General features: G+C 39.5%; 19 protein-coding genes and 1 other RNA gene. 7 read left to right on the forward strand and 13 right to left on the reverse strand.

Features of this window, described 5'->3' with window-relative positions; all coding sequences use genetic code 11:
* Positions 1-43: 43 nt before the first annotated feature.
* Positions 44-793, forward strand: coding sequence for a DUF6503 family protein (locus Q0X72_RS04050; protein ID WP_297762265.1), 750 nt, complete (start codon positions 44-46; stop codon positions 791-793).
* Here Q0X72_RS04050 and Q0X72_RS04055 read toward each other — a convergent pair.
* Positions 771-1,316, reverse strand: a complete 546-nt coding sequence (locus Q0X72_RS04055) for a histidine phosphatase family protein (protein WP_297762267.1) — start codon at positions 1,314-1,316, stop codon at positions 771-773. The genes Q0X72_RS04050 and Q0X72_RS04055 overlap by 23 nt on opposite strands.
* 62 nt (positions 1,317-1,378) lie before the next feature.
* Between Q0X72_RS04055 and Q0X72_RS04060 the strand changes: the two genes are divergently transcribed.
* On the forward strand, positions 1,379-2,938 hold the full coding sequence (locus Q0X72_RS04060; protein WP_297762269.1) for a PorP/SprF family type IX secretion system membrane protein: 1,560 nt from the start codon (positions 1,379-1,381) through the stop codon (positions 2,936-2,938).
* A gap of 2 nt (positions 2,939-2,940) precedes the next feature.
* On the opposite strand, the gene Q0X72_RS04065 is transcribed toward Q0X72_RS04060, so the two are convergent.
* Positions 2,941-3,537: a TetR/AcrR family transcriptional regulator gene (locus tag Q0X72_RS04065; RefSeq protein WP_297762271.1), complete on the reverse strand. Its 597-nt coding sequence runs from the start codon at positions 3,535-3,537 to the stop codon at positions 2,941-2,943.
* A 121-nt stretch (positions 3,538-3,658) separates the two neighbouring features.
* Complete coding sequence (locus Q0X72_RS04070; protein WP_297762273.1) at positions 3,659-6,202, reverse strand: AAA family ATPase; 2,544 nt, start codon at positions 6,200-6,202, stop codon at positions 3,659-3,661.
* Positions 6,203-6,360: 158 nt separating this feature from the next.
* Between Q0X72_RS04070 and ytxJ the strand changes: the two genes are divergently transcribed.
* Entirely contained in the window at positions 6,361-6,753 is a 393-nt protein-coding gene (gene ytxJ / locus Q0X72_RS04075) for a bacillithiol system redox-active protein YtxJ (protein ID WP_297762275.1), read from the forward strand.
* Between the two features lie 36 nt (positions 6,754-6,789).
* Here the strand turns inward: ytxJ and Q0X72_RS04080 are convergent, their stop codons facing one another.
* Both Q0X72_RS04080 and fahA read right to left on the reverse strand, forming a co-directional pair.
* Positions 6,790-7,977: a hypothetical protein gene (locus Q0X72_RS04080; RefSeq protein WP_297762277.1), complete on the reverse strand. Its 1,188-nt coding sequence runs from the start codon at positions 7,975-7,977 to the stop codon at positions 6,790-6,792.
* Positions 7,978-8,102: 125 nt separating this feature from the next.
* A complete protein-coding gene (fahA, locus tag Q0X72_RS04085; protein ID WP_297762279.1) occupies positions 8,103-9,392 on the reverse strand; it encodes a fumarylacetoacetase in 1,290 nt (429 codons plus the stop codon).
* A gap of 112 nt (positions 9,393-9,504) precedes the next feature.
* Between fahA and glyA the strand changes: the two genes are divergently transcribed.
* Positions 9,505-10,803, forward strand: coding sequence for a serine hydroxymethyltransferase (gene glyA, locus Q0X72_RS04090; RefSeq protein WP_297762282.1), 1,299 nt, complete (start codon positions 9,505-9,507; stop codon positions 10,801-10,803).
* On the opposite strand, the gene Q0X72_RS04095 is transcribed toward glyA, so the two are convergent.
* From Q0X72_RS04095 to Q0X72_RS04130, 8 genes are all read right to left on the reverse strand, one after another.
* Entirely contained in the window at positions 10,769-11,434 is a 666-nt protein-coding gene (locus tag Q0X72_RS04095) for a hypothetical protein (RefSeq protein ID WP_297762284.1), read from the reverse strand. The genes glyA and Q0X72_RS04095 overlap by 35 nt on opposite strands.
* A 150-nt stretch (positions 11,435-11,584) precedes the next feature.
* Positions 11,585-12,253, reverse strand: coding sequence for a histidine kinase (locus Q0X72_RS04100; protein WP_297762286.1), 669 nt, complete (start codon positions 12,251-12,253; stop codon positions 11,585-11,587).
* Positions 12,254-12,263: 10 nt separating this feature from the next.
* On the reverse strand, positions 12,264-14,351 hold the full coding sequence (locus Q0X72_RS04105; RefSeq protein WP_297762288.1) for a tetratricopeptide repeat protein: 2,088 nt from the start codon (positions 14,349-14,351) through the stop codon (positions 12,264-12,266).
* A gap of 93 nt (positions 14,352-14,444) precedes the next feature.
* Positions 14,445-14,588 carry a hypothetical protein gene (locus tag Q0X72_RS04110; RefSeq protein ID WP_297762290.1) on the reverse strand — a complete coding sequence of 48 codons (144 nt, stop codon included), beginning with the start codon at positions 14,586-14,588 and terminating at the stop codon, positions 14,445-14,447.
* Between the two features lie 134 nt (positions 14,589-14,722).
* Complete coding sequence (locus Q0X72_RS04115; protein WP_297762291.1) at positions 14,723-15,454, reverse strand: LytTR family transcriptional regulator DNA-binding domain-containing protein; 732 nt, start codon at positions 15,452-15,454, stop codon at positions 14,723-14,725.
* A 152-nt stretch (positions 15,455-15,606) separates the two neighbouring features.
* Entirely contained in the window at positions 15,607-17,145 is a 1,539-nt protein-coding gene (locus tag Q0X72_RS04120) for a hypothetical protein (RefSeq protein WP_297762293.1), read from the reverse strand.
* Between the two features lie 9 nt (positions 17,146-17,154).
* Complete coding sequence (locus Q0X72_RS04125; protein WP_297762295.1) at positions 17,155-17,556, reverse strand: thioesterase family protein; 402 nt, start codon at positions 17,554-17,556, stop codon at positions 17,155-17,157.
* Positions 17,557-18,510, reverse strand: a complete 954-nt coding sequence (locus tag Q0X72_RS04130; RefSeq protein ID WP_297762297.1) for a glutaminyl-peptide cyclotransferase — start codon at positions 18,508-18,510, stop codon at positions 17,557-17,559.
* Positions 18,511-18,598: 88 nt separating this feature from the next.
* Here Q0X72_RS04130 and ffs point away from each other — a divergent pair.
* From ffs to fsa, 3 genes are all read left to right on the forward strand, one after another.
* An RNA gene (gene ffs, locus Q0X72_RS04135) (signal recognition particle sRNA small type) lies at positions 18,599-18,697 on the forward strand.
* 91 nt (positions 18,698-18,788) lie between these two features.
* Entirely contained in the window at positions 18,789-19,598 is an 810-nt protein-coding gene (locus Q0X72_RS04140; protein ID WP_297762299.1) for an SDR family oxidoreductase, read from the forward strand.
* Positions 19,599-19,654: 56 nt separating this feature from the next.
* On the forward strand, positions 19,655-20,308 hold the full coding sequence (gene fsa, locus Q0X72_RS04145; RefSeq protein ID WP_297762301.1) for a fructose-6-phosphate aldolase: 654 nt from the start codon (positions 19,655-19,657) through the stop codon (positions 20,306-20,308).
* Position 20,309 lies beyond the last annotated feature (1 nt).

Genomic DNA, 20,309 nt, shown 5'->3' on the forward strand with positions numbered 1-20,309 from the left:
ATAATCCCTGTTTCTTTGTACGGTAAAACCCATTTTATCATCCATGTTAAAAAATTATTCCTTCGTACTCTTACTAATCTTTGTTTTATCCTGTAATGATAATACCGAAGTGGATGATGTGCAAAAGATCATAGACGCCTCCATTGAAGTGGCAGGAGGCGACTTATATAAGACCAGCAATATTAGCTTTAGGTTCAGGGATAGAGATTATGTTCTGGAGCAACTAAAAGGTAAAAGAGCCCTAAAGAGGATACAGTATACAGATTCAGGGATGGTCACAGATATAAAACAAGGGAATAGTTTTAAACGTTTCATAAACGAAGAGCCTATTCCCGTTACAGATAGTATGGCAACCGTATATGGCAATTCCGTGAATTCTGTACATTACTTCGCCCTATTGCCATATGGCCTTAACGATCGCGCCGTTCGCAAAGAATTGTTAGGTAAAAAGCAGATCAAAGGAAAAGACTACTATAAAGTAAAAGTAACTTTTGATCAGCAAGGCGGCGGCAACGATTTTGAGGATGTGTACCTCTATTGGATAGATCAGAAAACCTATAAGCCCACTTATTTGGCCTATGAATTCCACGTAGATGGAGGTGGACTTCGTTTCCGGAAAGCTTATAATGAACGTTATGTAAACGGAATACGGTTTGTTGATTATTATAACTATAAACCCATGGGAGAAATCGTGATCACCCAAATAGACTCGCTTTATGAAAAAGAGGAGCTCGTATTACTTTCTAAAATAGAACTCAAGAATGTTGAGGTTAATCAGGGCAATTACAATTAAATGTCAATCTAACATCAGTGGTCATGTCTCCAATTTGCTGCACAATAAACAGACTGCCATTGTCCATATCATCCATTGCAGGATATTTTTCCTCTCCTATCATCTTGTTCACAAAATCGGGAGTAGTATTACTATGACCAACTACTAAAACATTATTTCCCAGATTTTCGGCTTTAAACTCAGCTATATTGATCATGGAGGGATCATAGTACTGGCGGATAAGATCATTTTTAACTTCTGTTGGTGCTGCGGTCATGGTTGTACGCGCATAATCTGTGGTATAAATCGCATTTATATTAGCTTCCTTAAGGATCTCTGCCCAGTGCATAGCTCTTCCGAGGCCTTTTTGATTTAATTCAGGATCACTGTTCTCCGGATCACTCCTGTCTTTTTCCGCATGCCTGATAAAGTAAAAAGTAGTAACCTCCGGACCAATCTCGGTACCCTCCACCTTAGATTCTTCTTTACAGCTATACATGGAAGTGAACAATGCTATCAGAATAATTAGGATTCTTGGTCTCATATTAATTTGGTTTTTCTAGTGGGTTTCGATCTATTATGTAACTTTACTATTGTAAAAATAGTATGAAATTTGCTTCATTGTATCCTTCTATGCCAAAACTACTTATAATTTTCTTTGCGCTTCTGATCAGCAGAACATTGATAGCTCAAGAAGTACCCTTACCACCAGATCTCCGGCAATACAATCTAACTCAATACAACAGCAGCTTACTTAACCCAGTTTTTACCTTAGATAGAAATAATCCACAATCCTTATCATTATGGACGAGATGGCAATGGCAGCAAATAGATACAGACCCTACTACTGTCTTTGTAAACTATACCCATAGATTGAAGGGGAACGCTGCTTTTGGAGTTGGATTTTTACAACAGAATACCGGCGTATTCCTGCAAACAGGTGGTGTTCTAAATTATGCCTATGAACTCAATTTTAATCAGGATTTTCAAATTTCCCTGGGTGTAAACCTATTTGGATTTCAACAAGAACTTGCGGATAACAGTTTTCAGCAAGGACCGGGATTACCAATACTAGACGATGGTCCTTCATTTATATTACAAGCAGCTCCTGGGATTAGGATAGGCTATAAAAATTTTGGTCTGGGTTTTGTTGGTGAAAATGTGCTGGATTATAATATAACGGCTGGGGAGAAAAATAACGGGTCTAACGATAAGATTTTTATTGGGCATGCAAGCTATCAGTTTCCAATAACTGATGCTGGAAAATTAGAAGGAGCGTATTTCCGTCCTATGTTGTATGTAAAAACTATACCAAATCTGGACACGCAATTTGGCATAAATGCTCTATTTAGTAATAAGAAATACTGGTTACAAGCGGGGTATAATAATTTTTACGGTCTTTCGGGCGGTGTTGGTGGTACTCTTTTTAAAAAGTTATCCTTGGGTGTACTGATTGAAATAGCAGACTCATCCGAATTAATTGGAAAAGAACCAACTTTTGAGATCGTTACTTCATATCAATTTGCGGTCCCTGCTTCGCGCGATAATATCTCGGAATTAGATGAAGAAGAGACAGAGACGCTTGAACCTGATGAAAAGGAAGAAGAAATAGTACAAGAAGAAGACACCGAAATTGTAAAGGAAAAGAAGCTTAGTAGAAAAGAGCGAAAAGCCTTCGCTTTAGCTCAGGAAAAAAAGACACAAGATTCACTTGAACTAGTTATAAGAACACGAGATTCCTTAGCCGTGGCCAAATCAAAAGCTGTAGCTGCGGAAAATGAATTGCGACTAATAGAATTGCAACGAAAAAAGGATTCTTTGGAGACAGTAGCTAAGGAAAAAGAGGCTGCTACAAAAGAATTAACCGCAGAAGAACTACCTAAAAAAGGAGAACGTTTTGAAGAAGCTGTTCTTACAGAGGATATTCGTCCCGGATTTTATTTAATTGTCAATGTCTTTGGAACGAAAACCTATTACAATAGCTTTATGAAAAGTTTAAATGAGAAAGGTCTAGATCCCAAGTCGTTTTACCGGACTCAAAATAAGTATAATTACGTGTATCTTGAGCGATATGATAGTATGCAGGAGGCCAGAAAAGCAAGAGACAGCAAGTATTTTGGAAAGTACCCTGAGCCCATTTGGATCTTTAGGGTGAAGGCGGAATAGGCTTATTTCTTGATCTCTTTTTTTACCAATACTTCTAGATACGCTATAGTATTGATCAGGTATTTCCTGTCTCCTGAGATGGTAGCCATTGCAATTGCTCCCTGTATCATGGTAAATAACTGTTTAGCGAATTGCAAAGGTGGTACTGGCAACTTTAATTCTCCATTATTTACGCCATTCTCTAAAACTAAAGCGATCTTTCCTTCTATGGTTCGCAAAGTTTCTCTCGCTGCACCTTCTAAATGCCCGTTATTGTATTGTGCATCCACGCCAACATTCAGAATTGGACAACCTCCCATGGGTGCTGTAAATTCATCGTAGTGCCGGTAGAAGTTCGTAAGTCGGAAAAGGGTATCGATGGCATTACCCGGACCATTCAAGTGTTCGTCTATGGCAGCCAATAATTTTTTACTGTGGTATTCAAAAGCCGCCAGTGCCAGGGATTCCTTGTTTTCAAAATTCCCGTATAAAGCTCCTTTGGTAAGGCCTGTGGCCTCTGTAAGATCGCTCATGCTGGTACCTATATAGCCTTGTTTATTGAAAATAGGCGCCACTTTTTCAATAATATAAGCGGACGTACGTTCGGCTTTGGTGGTCATGAAGGATCAATTTTTTACGAATATAAAAAATCTAATTCCTGCACCGAATATATTTTGATTAAAAAAGGCATCCGAAGTCTTTTGAATTCGGATGCCTGTTATTTAGGGTTTATAAGAGAAATTATTCTACCAGTTCTGATTGATTTCTAAAAACCAATCCATTGTCGAAAGAATCGATAAGGATAATACTCTCTGCACTAATTGAACCACTTAAAAGTTCCTTGGAAAGATTGTTCAATACTTCTTTCTGAATGGTTCGCTTAATGGGTCGAGCCCCATATTGTGGGTTATACCCTTTCTCAGCCAGATATTGAATAGCTTCTTCTGTGGCATCAATGGTAATATGTTGTTTGTCCACAAGTTTTTTCAAGTGGTCTAATTGCAATCTTACGATCTCAACAATATTTTTCTTGCTCAGAGGAGTAAACATGATGATGTCATCTATCCGGTTCAAAAATTCAGGCCGGATGTTTTGTTTTAATAATCCCATAACTTCTATCCTTGCAGCCTCTGTAGCACTGTGAAGATCCTTCACATTCTCAAACGTTTCCTGGATGATATGCCCACCCATATTACTGGTCATAATGATAATGGTGTTTTTAAAATCGGCCACCCTGCCTTTGTTATCTGTAAGTCTACCTTCATCCAACACCTGCAACAAAATATTAAAAGTATCCGGATGTGCTTTCTCAATTTCATCGAGTAGAATAACGGAATAAGGTCGTCTTCTTACGGCTTCCGTCAACTGACCACCTTCGTCATAACCTACATATCCCGGAGGAGCTCCAATTAGCCTGCTTACAGAATGTCTTTCCTGATATTCACTCATGTCTATTCTAGTAAGGGCATTTTCATCATCAAACAGATAGTCTGCCAATGTCTTGGCCAATTCAGTCTTACCAACCCCAGTGGTTCCAAGGAATAAGAAAGATCCTATTGGGCGTTTTGCATCCTGAAGACCGGCTCTGCTTCTTCTGATGGCATCTGAAACGGCTTCGATGGCCTCATCTTGCCCTACGACTCTTTTGTGCAAAACTTTTTCTAGTTTCAACAGTTTCTCACGTTCGCTTTGAAGCATCTTGGTTACCGGAATACCTGTCCATTTGGCAACCACTTCGGCAATATCCTCATTGGTGACCTCTTCTTTAATTAAAGTGCCGCCTTTCTGTGCCTCTACCAGGTCTTTTTGAAGCTTTTCCACAGTTTCCTGTGCTTCTTTTATCTTCCCATAGCGCAATTCGGCTACCAGCCCATAATCACCATTACGCTCTGCACGTTCAGCCTCTAATTTGAAGTTCTCAATATCGAGTTTCGTCTTTTGAATAGCATCTATGACCGATTTCTCACTTTCCCATTTGGCATAGACCTCATTGCGTTCTTCTTTAACATTAGCCAGATCAATATTAAGGGCCTTTAATTTAGCATGGTCTTCCTCACGCTTTATAGCTTCTATCTCAATTTCCAACTGCATAATTTTCCTGTCCATAACGTCGAGGTTTTCTGGTTTGCTATTGATCTCCATTCTCAGTTTAGCCGCGGCTTCATCCATAAGGTCGATCGCCTTATCAGGAAGGAATCTATTAGTGATATATCGCTGAGAAAGTTCTACGGCAGCAATTACGGCTTCATCCTTAATACGAACTTTGTGATGGGCCTCATATTTTTCCTTGATCCCTCTCAGAATAGATATGGCACTTTCTGTATCGGGCTCATTTACAACAACCTTTTGAAAGCGCCTCTCCAGGGCCTTATCCTTCTCAAAATATTTTGGTTTTAAGATATTGGCCGCATCCATGGCTCCCTGACCACCACCGGCACCTACCAGCGTATGGATCTCATCTATGAACAAAACAATGTCTCCATCACTGGTGGTCACCTCTTTGATCACAGATTTAAGTCGCTCCTCAAACTCACCTTTATATTTAGCTCCTGCAATAAGGGCACCCATATCTAAGGAATAAATCACTTTGTCTTTTAGGTTTTCCGGCACATCTCCCTGAATGATCCTATGAGCCAATCCTTCGGCGATAGCGGTTTTACCTGTTCCTGGTTCACCCACCAATATTGGATTGTTCTTGGTGCGTCTGGATAGGATTTGCAAAATCCTTCTGATCTCTTCATCTCTGCCAATAACCGGATCCAACTTTCCACTATCTGCCAATTCGTTTAGGTTTCGTGCGTATTTATTTAAGGAGTTATATGTTTCTTCTGCACTTTGGGAAGTAACCTTGGCCCCTTTTCGCAATTCGGAAATGGCAGCAAGGAGATCCTTTTCTGAAACACCCTGATCCTTCAATATCTGACCAATTTTACTTTTGGACTTAAAAATGGCTAGCAAGATATGTTCAAGAGAAACAAACTCATCCTTCATTTTCTTGGCAATGATACTCGCCTCATTTAAGGTTTTGCCTGCTTCTTTGGAGAATTGCAACTCGCCTCCGGAAACCTTTGGGATACTTTGCAGCTCTTTGGCCAGAATTTGTTCTACCAAGGCGAGGTTAACGTTCAATTTCTTTAGAATAAATGGAAGAACATTTTCATCAATTTCCATTAAGGCCTTAAATAGATGTTCATTCTCGATCTGAGGATGCTGCATCTCCTGAGCCATTTGCTGGGCCATTTGAATAACCTCCTGTGATTTTATGGTAAAATTGTTGATATTCATTGTTATGTACTTTTAGTTCTTATGTCTACTTTTGCAGTGTATAGGTCAACAATCTTACCATTTAAAAAGAGCAGACAAAATGACCGATGTTTAGGCTAAAACACAGACAATTAGGCAGGTAGACTCAATAGGTACACCTATTAAAATAGAAAATTAGAATGGGATTATTTGATTTGTTCAAAAGAAATGAAACTGCATCAACAGAGAAGAAAAGTCGAATTCCATGGATTCCACTTATTTCTGCGGATGAATTGGACACTCTGGTCAGTAAATCAAGTAAAAGACCACAACTGATCTTTAAAAATTCTACAACTTGTGGAATTAGTAGTATGGCTTTACGGTCATTTGAAGCGCAGTACGATCTGAATTCGGAACAAGCAGATCTATATATGTTGCACATTCAACACAACAGACCACTTTCTAATGAGATCGCACAAAGGTTCCGTGTGCGGCATGAATCACCTCAGCTGCTGATCATTAAAAACGGAAGTGTTGTAAAAGAAGCTTCTCATGGAGTAATTGCAGAAGTATCGATTGAGAAATACCTTTAAAAAAAACCCGGAGGTGATGCCTCCGGGTGTTTATATTTAATTAAATCTGTGTCTAACGACGATCTCTTTGAGTCGGGCTTTTAGATCCTCGCCCGCATCGTACACCATTTGTTCATTGGAAGGAAAAGGTACCGCACCAAGGTTTAACAAGGCTACCAGATTATTGTCTAGTGCTCTTTTATCGCCATTGTAATTGGCATACACATGTTGAAACACAAACTCACTAGATAGTGGATAGGTATTCAATTGCTGTTTAGATTGTAAATCTATATAACTTACAGTTCCTGTTACCTGTGCTTGCTTTTGTTGGGTGAATTGATAATAGTTACAGGTTACAGTCTTGAAATTATCTACTTTAATTTCGTTGCCGAGACTGTCTTTTACCAGGTTTCCATTCTCATCTTCCAAATACTTGTAGCCATCTACCACCTGTTTTTCTTTAATGAATTGCTTTTCATTCACTTGTTCAGGAGAAATGTTGATGTTTCTAAAAGCAACCTGCATTTCATAGTCATATTTAATTTCACTCAAAGGATTATTGTGATATTGTGTCCAAAGATCATCCAAACCATAGGTGTTGAAATTCAACAGTTCTTCTTCCAATCTGTTAGGGATCACCATTTCAGTATCATTGATCATCTTCACTTTTACAAAATCCAATCCTTTTTGGTAGGCCTGTTCCATTTGTTCTTTGGTATCACCAAATCCAGGATTGATCTCATCCAAATACCTGAAATCTTCATACGCCCTTCTGTAATCTAATTTACTAGAGGCATTGTTGTATAAAGACAAAGCGTTGTCATACAAATAGTCTGATAGTCTCTCCTTTGAATCAATAATATCCTCATCGAAATTTTTAAAGGCGAACCTGGCATCCCTGCCTTCATCTCTAAGATATAAGGGCAACAAAGGTCTAATACGCTGTTGAATATTCTTCAACCTGGCATATCCTTTATAAATAGCCTCAAGATTTGCCGGATTTCCATCTTTCTCTAAATAAGAGATGTTCTGGAGTTCCCTTTCCATGTTCTTGCTAAAGGCTTCTTCCAACATCAGGACATAGGGCTGATTGCCTTTTTTGTCCTTTTTTTCCGCAAGATTTCTAAGGGCGCTGTTAATTGCTTGTTGGTAATTTCCAGTATTAATAGCTTCCTGTGTTTTTTTCACACCTCCACAGGCAATCAAAAAAACAATGACCGAAAGGTAAAGTAATGCTCTTTTCATGACGTTTTGTTTTATGGTTTGACAGGGCATATCCAAGAGCCGTGCCAAAATAATCCAAAATCATAACGAAAAAGGTTTATGTATCGTATACTCCCGACGAAATACACAACTAAAAAGATGGATAACTATTTTTTATTGAGGTTTACAGCAGGTAGAATTTTCGTGGAAACTTCTCCAAATCCTATACGGACACCATTTTTTGCACAATGCCCCTTCATGATGACCGTGTCATTGTCACCAATGAATTTACGAGTAGTCCCATTCTTAAGGGTGATCTCCTTCGTTCCTTGCCAGGAAAGTTCTAACATGGAGCCATAGGAATCCGGCGTGGGCCCGGAAATAGTGCCGCTTCCCATCATATCTCCACTATTGATCTTACATCCATTAATTGTATGATGTGCCAACTGTTGTGACATGGTCCAATACATATATTTAAAATTGGTATTACAGACCGTTGTCACAGAGCCATCCTCAGTTTTAATATCCACGGCGAGATGAATGTCGAAACTTTTACTTCCTTTTTGTTTTAGATAGGGTAGTGGTTCCGGATCTTGCTTCGGACTTGCTACTCTGAAAGGTTCCAGGGCATCTAATGTTACTATCCATGGGGAGATGGAAGAGGCGAAATTTTTTGCTAAAAAAGGTCCCAGGGGTACATATTCCCATTTCTGAAGGTCTCTGGCGCTCCAGTCATTAAACAAGACCATACCAAAGATATATTCCTCTGCTTCGTCCACAGAGATAGGTTCTCCTAATGCATTGGCATCCGTGGTAATAAAGGCCATCTCTAATTCAAAGTCGACCAGCCTTGACGGCCCGAAAACGGGGTTTTCAGCTCCTTTAGGAAGCGTTTGCCCGTGAGGTCTCCTTACCGGAGTTCCACTCGGGATAATTGTTGAGCTGCGACCATGATACCCCACAGGCAAGTGCAGCCAATTGGGTAATAAAGCATTTTCAGGATCTCGGAACATTTTACCTACGTTTGTGGCGTGCTCCTTACTGGAGTAAAAATCCGTATAGTCGCCTATTTGAACAGGTAATTGCATCTCGATCTCGTCCATGGTAAACAAGACGATCTTTTGATGATCCTTATTTTTTTGTAATTCTTGATTATTTTTTTCAAAAAGCTGACTTATCCTGTTTCTAACCAGTCGCCAGGTCTTTTTTCCATCAGATATAAAGTCATTGAGTGTATCCTGTAAGAAGATATCATCTGTTAAAGGAATTTCACTAAAATACCCAAGTTGATGTAAGGCCCCCAGGTCTATGGCATGATCTCCTATCCTTGTTCCTATTGTGATTACATCATCTCTTGTGAGAAATACTCCAAAGGGGATGTTCTGAATTGGAAAATCAGAATTTTCCGGTACTGCTAACCAGGAAGATAATGAAGGGTCATTGGCTTTTAGAGGCATGGTATAATTGTTAATTTGTATTTGATAAATTCCTGATCAAATATATTATATTCTAATCATTAACAATGTGCAATTTGTACTTTTACGCCTTAATTGAAAGAAAACATCATTTATGAAAAGGGATACGCAAATATTTGAACTGATCGCTGCCGAAAAAGAACGTCAGGTAAACGGAATAGAACTCATTGCCTCGGAAAATTTTGCGAGTCCACAGGTTATGGAAGCTGCAGGCTCTGTTCTTACCAATAAGTATGCAGAAGGCTATCCCGGTAAGCGATATTACGGAGGATGCGAAATTGTAGATCAAGTTGAAACAATTGCTATTGAGCGGGCAAAAGAGTTGTTTGGCGCTGTGTATGCCAATGTTCAGCCTCATTCCGGATCACAGGCCAATGCCGCTGTTTTTCAGGCATGTTTGCAGCCCGGCGATACAATTCTGGGATTCGATCTCTCTCATGGCGGGCATCTAACCCATGGTTCACCAGTAAATTTTTCAGGGAAATTATATCGCCCCACCTTTTATGGAGTAGAAGAGTCTACCGGAATGTTGAATTATGATATCATTCAGGAGATCGCGCTAAAGGAAAGGCCAAAACTTATTATTGCCGGCGCTTCAGCGTATTCGAGGGATATGGATTTTGAACGATTCAGGGAAATAGCCGATAGTGTAGACGCCTTATTACTTGCAGATATTGCGCATCCGGCCGGATTGATCGCCAAGGGTATCTTAAACGATCCTATGCCACATGCTCATTTTGTGACCACAACCACTCATAAAACACTCAGGGGTCCAAGGGGAGGGCTTATTATGATGGGGCAAGATTTTGAAAATCCCTTTGGAATTCGTTTAAAGAATGGTAACCTCCGAAAAATGTCGGCTTTAATCGATTTAGCCGTATTTCCGGGGAATCAGGGTGGCCCGTTAGAGCACATTATTGCCGCAAAAGCCATTGCTTTTGGCGAAGCCCTCACAGAGGAGTTCTTGCATTACATGATCCAGGTAAAAAAGAATGCTGCTGCCATGGCCGAGGCTTTTGTTGCAAGGGATTATAAAATCATATCTGGAGGTACAGACAATCATATGATGCTTATTGATCTTCGCAATAAAAATATAACCGGGAAGGAAGCTGAACATGTATTGGTAAAAGCAGATATTACGGCCAACAAGAATATGGTTCCCTTTGATGACAAATCACCATTTATTACCTCAGGAATACGTTTTGGGACTGCGGCGGTTACAACACGCGGGTTAAATGAAGATGACATGAAGATCATCGTATCCTTTATCGATGAGGTTCTTAGTCACCCTAAAGATGAGGAAGTTATTTCAGGAGTAAAGGAAAATGTAAATAAGATGATGAGAAAGCGTCCTCTTTTTATAGGTTTAGCAAGTTTAGATCTCCAGAAATAATATTTTTACCCTCGAGGTCGTAAATAACTGCTTCAATATCTCTTTCAAAGTAGAGTCCCCAATAGGAGTAATAACCCTTTTGATCTATCCTTAATGGCCCTGCTAATCTGGTAATATGATCCCCGGAGGAGACTTCCTCATATACCGGAATAAAAATTTCACTGGGTGTTTCAGAGAGATGGCGGGTGATATAGACATAATTTTCAGCCAAAGTGCTTAGAATGGTATCTAATTCGTGTTCTACACTCTCCGGCCCCAGCTTTTTAATAATTATGCTGCAGTCTTTCAGGAAAAAAGAAAGTTCTTCTACATCAATAAACGTATTATTTATTTCCCTTATGCTCTGCATGTGCTTACTTAGCACTGTGAGTCCTTTATTTACAAGCACAGGCTGGACAGTTCCCCAAGTTCCTTGTTGAATATGGAATAGAACTTCATGCAGGCTTAGTGCACAGTTTAGTTCAATGACAAGATTATTTTGTTCGCAGCAAACCGCAGAATTGCGTATGGTTACATTAGAAAAGTAGTCTTTTTCAAGGCTGTTATTCAGTGACTCCAGCCCAAGGATATCACATTTCCCTCTTTCGCCGGAAGTAAACTGAGCGTCAACTTTATTAAACCTGTGAGGCATAGCAACTCATTTGAAGGTTCTCTAATGTAAATTTAATGTTAATTTTTGGCAGAGTAGTATATAAAAACCATAGACTTTGTAAGGTTTCGCCTTGAAAAGCCAGGTTTATGAAGAATTATAGCCTAATATTCAGATAAAGTTGTATAAAATCTAAATGAACCCTCTGTTTCGGGATGCGGTGATCAAAGCCTGATCATTTTGTTTTTCAACACCAAAAAGTGATTTAAGCTGGCGTTTTCTATTCTCTATTCCCGGGAGGGAAAGAGAAATGAAGTTCACCATGTCTTTGGTCTTGGTACCTATAGAGAGGTAGTACAGTATTTTTTTATCATTGTCATCTAGCGAGATATCCTGAGCCATCTTCCTACGAATGGCTACCAGCGCTTTCTGAGTGTAATAGGGGGGAGAAGTAAGAACAGTACTTACCATGGCTTGCAGTGATTTCTGATCGATCTCCGACTTCACCATATACCCTTCCGGATCTACCGTTTGCATAATACTATTGATACGGTAATTATCACTAAAGGAGGACATAAAAACAATCTTGGTATCTGGAGACACTTTTCTGGCAAATATTCCAATGTCTTCTCCGGTCTTTGCAGGGCCATCGGTTGGATTGGCAAGTTGAATATCCAATAAGAGAATATCATAGATAATGCCCTCAGCAGTTTCTTCAATTCTTTTTTTTGCATCAGCATAGGATTTGGCGGTATCCATCTGAACTTTGAAATCCTCAAATTCTGTGTCTTCCAGGATAAATTTATACCCAAGGGTGGTCATTTCATGATCGTCTACTGCTAAGATCTTTACCGTCTTCATACGTTTAATTTTAAACTTTCTGCAGGTCCATAGGTAAAGATATTTCTTTTTTTGTATCCTGCGAAATATGTTCCAACGGGATTTCCAGAAGAACTGTCGTACCAATTCCGGGGGCGCTCCTAAGATGCCACCTGCCTTTTATTTTTTCTATACGCGATTTTATGTTCTTATGGCCAATGCCTGCTTTACCTTTTGAGGTATCAAAACCACGCCCATTATCCTGAATACTGATCAACATATCCTTTTCATTGGTTTCAAAAGAAATATAGACAGTGGTGGCAGCGGCATGTTTTACACAATTTTGCAAACTTTCCTGTAATATTCGATAAAGGTTGATCTTAGTGATCCCCTCCAGATTGTCCCAGTCCAGATCCTGGTCAAAGGTAAAATCATATTTTATACCGGCAGGTTCGCAAATGGTCTTTAATAATTCTTCAACGGAACTCATAAAGTTATTCAACTTCTGGTAAGAGGTGTCATTCAGTTCGTGCGAGATAGATCGGATCTCTTCCTGCACATCTTTCAACTTCTCAATAGCCTGCTCCCGTAAGGCCACTGCAGCATCATCCGCTTTTTTATTGAGGCCCAGTAAGATCATTCGTACGCCATTCATCTCTCCTAGCACCCCATCGTGTAATTCTTCTGAGATCCTTTTTTGTTCAGATTGCTTCCCTTCTTCCACTTTCTGTTTCTGGGCAAGCATCAGGTTAAAGATCTCCTGGTTAGCTTCTTGTTGTTGTTGCTGAAATTTAAGTCGTTGGTTTTTGATCCGCTGTATGACGATTATAAAAAGTGCCATTGCTAAAAGTACTACTCCGGTGGCAACCCCGATCCATACCAGCCGCTGTTTGGACAGTTGCTGGTTTTTGGCTAAGGTTTCGTCTGTTTCAAACCGAATTCTATTGAATTTATTACGGATCTGGCGTTCTTCCTGTTGCAAACTATCTGATATCCGGATATATTCCTTATTGTAGCTGATTGCATTGCCAGGATCCAGTTCGGCCAATAGATTCAGTGATTCCATATACCGCAGGTTATTGTCGATCTGTTTGGAAAGATCCCTTGAATTCTGAGCATAGATAAACGCATCTGTTGTATTTCCTGACTCCTTCATAAATAATGACAAATTGTAGTAGTTAAGTGAAAGGCCTTCGAGGTCCCCAATGCTATCGCGTATATAAAGCGCTCTAGTCAGATCGTTCTCTACCGAGGTGGTTTCACCTAACTTTAGATTGGTCATAGCAAGATGATCTAAAACTCTGGCATAAGTAATAGGCCTTAAAAGATATAGACTATCAATATTAAGGGCCTTCTCATACTCAATTTTGGCATTTGCAAAATCACCTTTTTTATAATACAATAGCCCAATATTATTATAAATGGTTACAAGATCGGTATTTGCCGGTTTTGTTTTATTTAGGTATTGATCCGCAAGATTGTAGTATTCAAAAGCCTCGTCGTACTCTTCCAGCGCAGCTGCTGCAATGCCCATCGTATTGTAGGCCTCATATAGTCTTTTATTATTTTTAAGGGGCTTTAATAATTTAAGACTTTCTGTCATGGTTACCAAGGCTCCCGTATTATCATGAACAGCTGTTTGAATACTGGCCATGCTCCTTAATAATCTAGCAGATTGTAGATTTTCACCTCGTAAATCAAAAAGCTTTTGAGCTTTGGAAAGATAATAATAAGCACTATCTCGTTTCCTAACACTCCCCCAATTGAAATATTCCCCCTTATCCCAATAGGCTTCTGCCAATTTAGTTGAATCTTTAATTTTTATAGCAAAGACCTCCAATTCCTTATTCGTATTTAAGAAATTAATAGAATCACGGACTGTGTAATAGGCTAGCGATAATTCCGACAAGTATTTTACCCTTAAAGAATCTATTGAGATCGTATCAATGATCTGGGAAATCTTCAAAAGTTTAGGTAAGCTAACATCTCTACTGGTAACAGGATTCTTGGCCATTTCTATCCAATTATCCAAACTGTCTATAAGGACAATATAGTGTTGATCATATGGCTTCTCACTATTTTTTTTGCATGAACCTATGAGGATAATAAAAAAGAGCAATACCACTAAAATTCTGGTCATGGGGTAGGGTTTCATCTTATTTCGGGATACAAGATAAAAAAAGGAGCCTTAATTAACCTAAGACTCCTCTATCATTCCTAAATATTATTTGGACTATCCATCACGACCTGTTGGAGGGTGATCATTTCCATCGGTAGATTGTTCGTAAAGGGTCTGGTCTTCGGCAGAATCATTGGTGCAGGAGAACATGGTAGAACTTAAAAGGGCTAATGCAAAAATACAGGCTAATTTTTTCATTATTATTTGTTTTAGTGAGTTAAAATATTTCTTACTAATCTAGGAGGAGTAGTGTAAGCCTATTGTATTAGCTACAATGTTTTAGTAAACCCACCACATCTGTGAGGGAAAGCACCAGTTTTGGAAGAATTTTGTTATTTAAGGGTAGAGATGGCGTTTCTGGAGAGCACCTTTTTTAAACTGTCTATGTTCTCCTTATAGGTCTTTGAGAAGGGCAGTTGTTTTTTTCCTGTTTTTAAGGCGCAGATATTCTTACCGTAATTGATCCTTGAGACGTAATCTACATTCAGGATATAACTCTGATGTACACGAATAAAATTCTTTGGCAAGCTTTTTTCGAAGGTCTTTAAGGTTTTAAAGGCACTGATAACACTTCCATCTTTCATAATAAAATCAGTGGCATTATTATCAGCCTGGAGGTACAAGATCTCATCTGTATCGAGATACTGGAAGTCCTTGTACGATTTTAAACAAATGGTATGAGAGCTTACTTCTTTGGGATGCTGCTTTTTAAGTCTGAGCAGCGTTTTGCGTATATCTAATTCATTATACGGCATTAGCCAGTAGTCATAAAAACCATTCTTTATAGCATGGTATGCATATTCCTTGCTTTTAGCGATCCCAATGATCAAAGGAAGTTCGTTCATGTACTGATGTAATTCTGAGACCATCAGAAAATAATCCATTGCCAGATCAGATAAGTTGATGAAAACAAGGTCTGGCAAGTGTTTTAAAATGGAATTTATTCCTTCCCTGCTGTCTCTTACCCTATCTGCACAGATAAAATCACCATAGTCTTCCAGATAATGCTGTAATTGCAAATTGGAAGTGGCGTCCGCATCAATTATGGTGTAAGTATACTCCATAGACCCAACCTTGTGGGAAAATTAGTGAACCTTTGTGAGAAAGGACTATATATTTCCCTTAGAATATATATGGTTTTAGTAGCTAATATACTGAAAATCAATATAAAAGAAAGAATATTCTTACAAATATAAAAAAAAGTTACTTTTTGATTCTAGAGCTCGGGCTGATATGCCCCCAAAGCAGGATCTATACTGCGGTCTCTGCCAAGCAGATCGTAGGGTACCAAAAGGGCTGTATCTAATTCTGCCTTTCCAAATGCGGAAGAATTGTTTCCTATTTTGAAATCGTTTCGCAATGGATCAATAAAGTCGGCTTCAGTGTTGAGGTAGATCTCCTTATAAAAATTAGTATCACTAAAATCATAAAGAGGATCATTGGCGAATTGTCCGCCGGTATCCACAAATTTCAGGAGCACATGAGAAAATAAATAGTTAAAATCAAATCCCTCGGTATCCTCAAGATCCAATTCCCTGCTTGTATTCCCATCAATGATACAGTTGATAAGATCTGCTTTTAACAAGTTAGCGCCGGTTATTTCTCCTGAGCCATCTGTTTCGAAGTTACTGATCCTTATTGCTGCTCCTGTTCTAAAACCATTACTCCAATAATTGGCTATGGTACTGTGAAGAAAACTATATGAACCGCCAAGGGTACATAATAAGCTGTGATTCCCTGCATTCCCCAGGACTAAATTTTCTGCCTCTATTGAGGTGTTTCTGCCCCACAAATTTACGACTGTGCTATTGTATACCTGTGAATTCTTTATCGTCAGCGTAGGGGAGGCAGCTCCCGGATTACCCTCTGCCAGTATCCCCACCGTTGCATTTTTTAGTGTGAGATACGAAATCTCATTCTCTGCACTTCCGGGTGCCAGCCAAAGTGTGCCCCACTGCCCGGGTACAGTAGAGAATTCGGGTTCCAATCGATCGCCTTCAAAGATCACCTCGTTTTCCAGGAGTCCGGGATCTTCACTAAGTGAACCATTGATCTTGAGGCTTCCTCCGGTACCAACAAGGATTCCAGAATTTTCGTGAAAATGCAGTCGGGATCCTGCCTCAACGGTTAAAACCTTGTTTTCAGAAACTGCGGCATACCCATAGATCACATAGGGCTTTTCGCTGGTGAAATTGAGTTCATCATCGTCTAGAACAAATCCTTCTATCCGCAGCTCGTTCCCTTGCTCGTCTAAACCCAGTAACAGACTTTCTTTACTGCCATCGGCCAGGGTAGAAGGATATAAGAATACTGCATCTTTTACCAATGTTACTAAAGGGATACGCTGTTCATTCACTCCTGAATCGAAAAGTAAGTTATCAATATATAAGAATTCGTTAAGATTGGCGGGTGCTATATCATAAGTGGTCTCAATAAAAATATACATACTATCCCGGGCATAAAGCGAAATATTCTCAAATGAATTACCTGCAACACCCTCAACATTGAGCCTGTACTTGCTATTAATACCATCTTCCAGGTAAATACTGGGAATTTCTATGTCATTCCCACTTCTATTGTACACTTTTAAACTGTAGGTACTGCTTCCTATATTAGTAAAGACGGTATCTAAAAAGACAGTGTCCTTCGAAAATTGAAGATCTCCGTTGCTTGCATCATACTCAAAATCTTTTCTGCAAGAGGTCACCCAGATAAGGCAACTTAGTACTAGTAATATGGGAATGAGGTATCTCATGGAATGGGGTCAGGTGCTTGGCTCGTCAATAAAAACAGAACGGATCTCCTCTGATATCCTCATTGGGCGCAGCGTAGCGGCATTAAGAAGACACCACTCGGTCTCTGAGCGCAACAAGGGTAATTTAGATTGTTCATCATGCATTTGCACAACCCTGGTAGAAATAGCCCCTTCAGACTTCTCGATATAGGTACTCATTCTTATTGTATCACCCAGTTTAGCAGAATTCTTATATTCAATTAAATGTTGTTTTACAACCCAGATGGCTTGGTTGCGCAGCGCTTCCGGGGCATAAGATTGCCAGTGTTCTTTTGAGATATCCTGTATCCATTGAACGTAGCGAACATTGTTTACATGGTCCAGATCATCAAGATCTTCTTCGGTTACTACCCTGGTCATTTCAAAGGTCATTTATTCCTTTCTTTTAAGTGAGATCTCGAACATCGTATCCCAATTCTTTCCGGTCACAAAAAAGGTTTTCCGCGTAGGGTGATAGGCAATGCCATTGATACTTTCTTTTTGCCACACATTGGCATAGATCTTTCCTTCCACATATTCTAATTCGTTCGCCTTGTTAAAAATAGACTTGTTGGTAACGATCTGTATGTTGTCTTCTTCCACCAGCGTTTCAGGGTTAAGCAACCAAATGCGTTCAGAACCATCGCTTTTGAAAATGTGTGTCCCATCATTGCAAAGGCCCCATCCTTCCTTACTCTGGCCATATTGAAATTGATCTATTCGTTCCAAATCCGATACATTGTATAAGAACCCAACTTTACTTTGCCAGGTTAGTTGATACAATTTGTTATTGAGTACGGTAATTCCTTCGCCAAAATATTTTGTATCAAGATCAACTTGTTTGAATACTTGTCCGGTCTTAAAATCTAGTTTGCGAACAAACGATTTTGCTCCATTTCCAGAGCCTGTACTCTCATAAAGCGTATCCTGATAGAATTCCAGTCCCTGGGTAAAGGCTTGCATGTCATGTGGATACTCATTTATAATTTCATAGGTATACAATGCAGGGGCTATAGGAGCCAGGATCTTTATTTCCTTGCTAATCTCAATTACATTTCCTTCAGATTTGAAATGGGCCTTTAAGGTTTGTGCTCCTAATTTAGATACTCTTAGAACTAATTGATCATTATTGTACGGAAGGTCTTCACCGGCGATAGAAAACCGAATGGAATCTATAGGAAATTCTTTTTTATTGCCAATGGCAGGACGAATTGTATCGAATTGCTGAAATTCCTTTTTGTTCTTCTCAAATTGAATTGAAAAAAATGAAGAGGGATCTTTCTCCCCTCCGCAACTTAGAAAAAATAGCACCAGGCCATTAAGGATAAAATACTTAATGAAATTCATAGACAAGAGTAGATTTAGAGCAAGTTAATTTAATAATTTAAGATTCTAAAACGATTGTCTCATATTTAAAAGGTTGTATATTTGCATGAGGCAAGTCCTACACGACCAGCTCCTGTAGAATCCCCCAGGGTGGGAACGCAGCAAGGGTATATGGTTGTAGCGGTGCGATGTAGGTAGCTTGCCTTTTTTTTATGCCCAAAAGTGAGTAAACTTCCTAAATTTATAATGTTTCATCTTGTTTGTCCCCGGCGTCAATTATTTGTTTCTTTGTAAGACCTATGAGCAATAAAGTTGTACTGGTAACAGGAGGTTCTTCCGGGATAGGGAGAGCAATTGGGAACTTCCTTAAAGATAAGGGCTTCACCGTTTACGGTACCACACGAGATCTTCAAAAAAATCAAGGATTTACAGATTTTGAGCTTTTAGAGCTCGATGTGCGCGAGACAGAAACCATCCGTGCAGCACTTCAATTATTGCTTAAGAAAGAAGGCACACTAGATATCCTGATCAACAATGCAGGAATCGGGATCACCGGACCTATAGAAGAGACCCCAAACGAGGCTATTCAAAATGCCTTTGAAACTAATTTTATTGGGCCCTTGAACGTGATGAAGGCATGCTTGCCCATCATGCGGTCGCAGCAGCAAGGGCGTATCGTCAATATTACTTCTATTGCCGGCAAGATGGGGCTGCCATACAGAGGCATTTATTCAGCCAGCAAGGGAGCACTCGATCTGGCTACAGAAGCAATCCGACTGGAAACCAAGAAATTTGGAATTCATATTTCAACACTAGCCCCCGGCGATTTTGCCACCAACATTGCAGCTGGTCGCTTTCATGCTCCAATTATCAAAGAATCTCCCTACAAAGTACCCTACGAAAAAACGCTGAAGATGATCAACGATGATGTGGACAAGGCAGGAGATCCTATAGAAGTTGCTAAAAAAGTATATAAAATCTTACAGAGTGGAGCTCCAAAAGTTCACTACAAAGTAGGCAGCTTTATGCAAAAATTCTCCTTGGTCCTTAAAAAGATTCTTCCCGGTAAAGTTTATGAGAATTTACTGCGAAATCATTATAAGTTGTAGCTTTGTAAGGCATTTAAAAAAATGCCAATAGAAATCGTTAAACAAAACAAGAACCTATGAAATTTTTTATTGATACTGCAAATTTAGATCAGATAAGGGATGCTCAGGAATTGGGTGTATTAGATGGGGTCACTACCAACCCATCTCTTATGGCCAAAGAGGGGATCACTGGTCGAAATAATATCCTAAAGCATTATGTTGATATCTGTAATATTGTTGATGGAGATGTATCTGCAGAGGTGATTGCTACGGATTTAAAAGGCATGATCAAAGAAGGGGAGGAGTTAGCGGAGTTACACGATCAAATTGTAGTTAAGGTCCCGATGATCCGAGATGGAGTAAAGGCACTAAAATATTTTTCAGATAAAGGGATCAGAACCAATTGTACGCTTGTATTCTCACCCGGACAGGCTTTATTAGCCGCAAAAGCCGGAGCTACTTATGTTTCCCCATTTATAGGAAGATTGGATGATATTTCTACAGACGGACTTAATCTCATTGCCGAAATAAGGCTTATTTATGATAATTACGGTTATCAAACGCAGATCCTTGCTGCCTCCATTAGGCATACCATGCATATTATAGATTGTGCAAAATTAGGGGCCGATGTGATGACAGGACCGTTGTCAGCCATTGAAGGATTGTTGAAACATCCACTTACCGACATTGGGCTAGCGAAATTCCTGGAAGACTACAAAAAAGGAAACTAAA

This window comes from uncultured Muriicola sp., assembly GCF_947258935.1.
In the GTDB taxonomy this organism is placed as follows: domain Bacteria; phylum Bacteroidota; class Bacteroidia; order Flavobacteriales; family Flavobacteriaceae; genus Muriicola.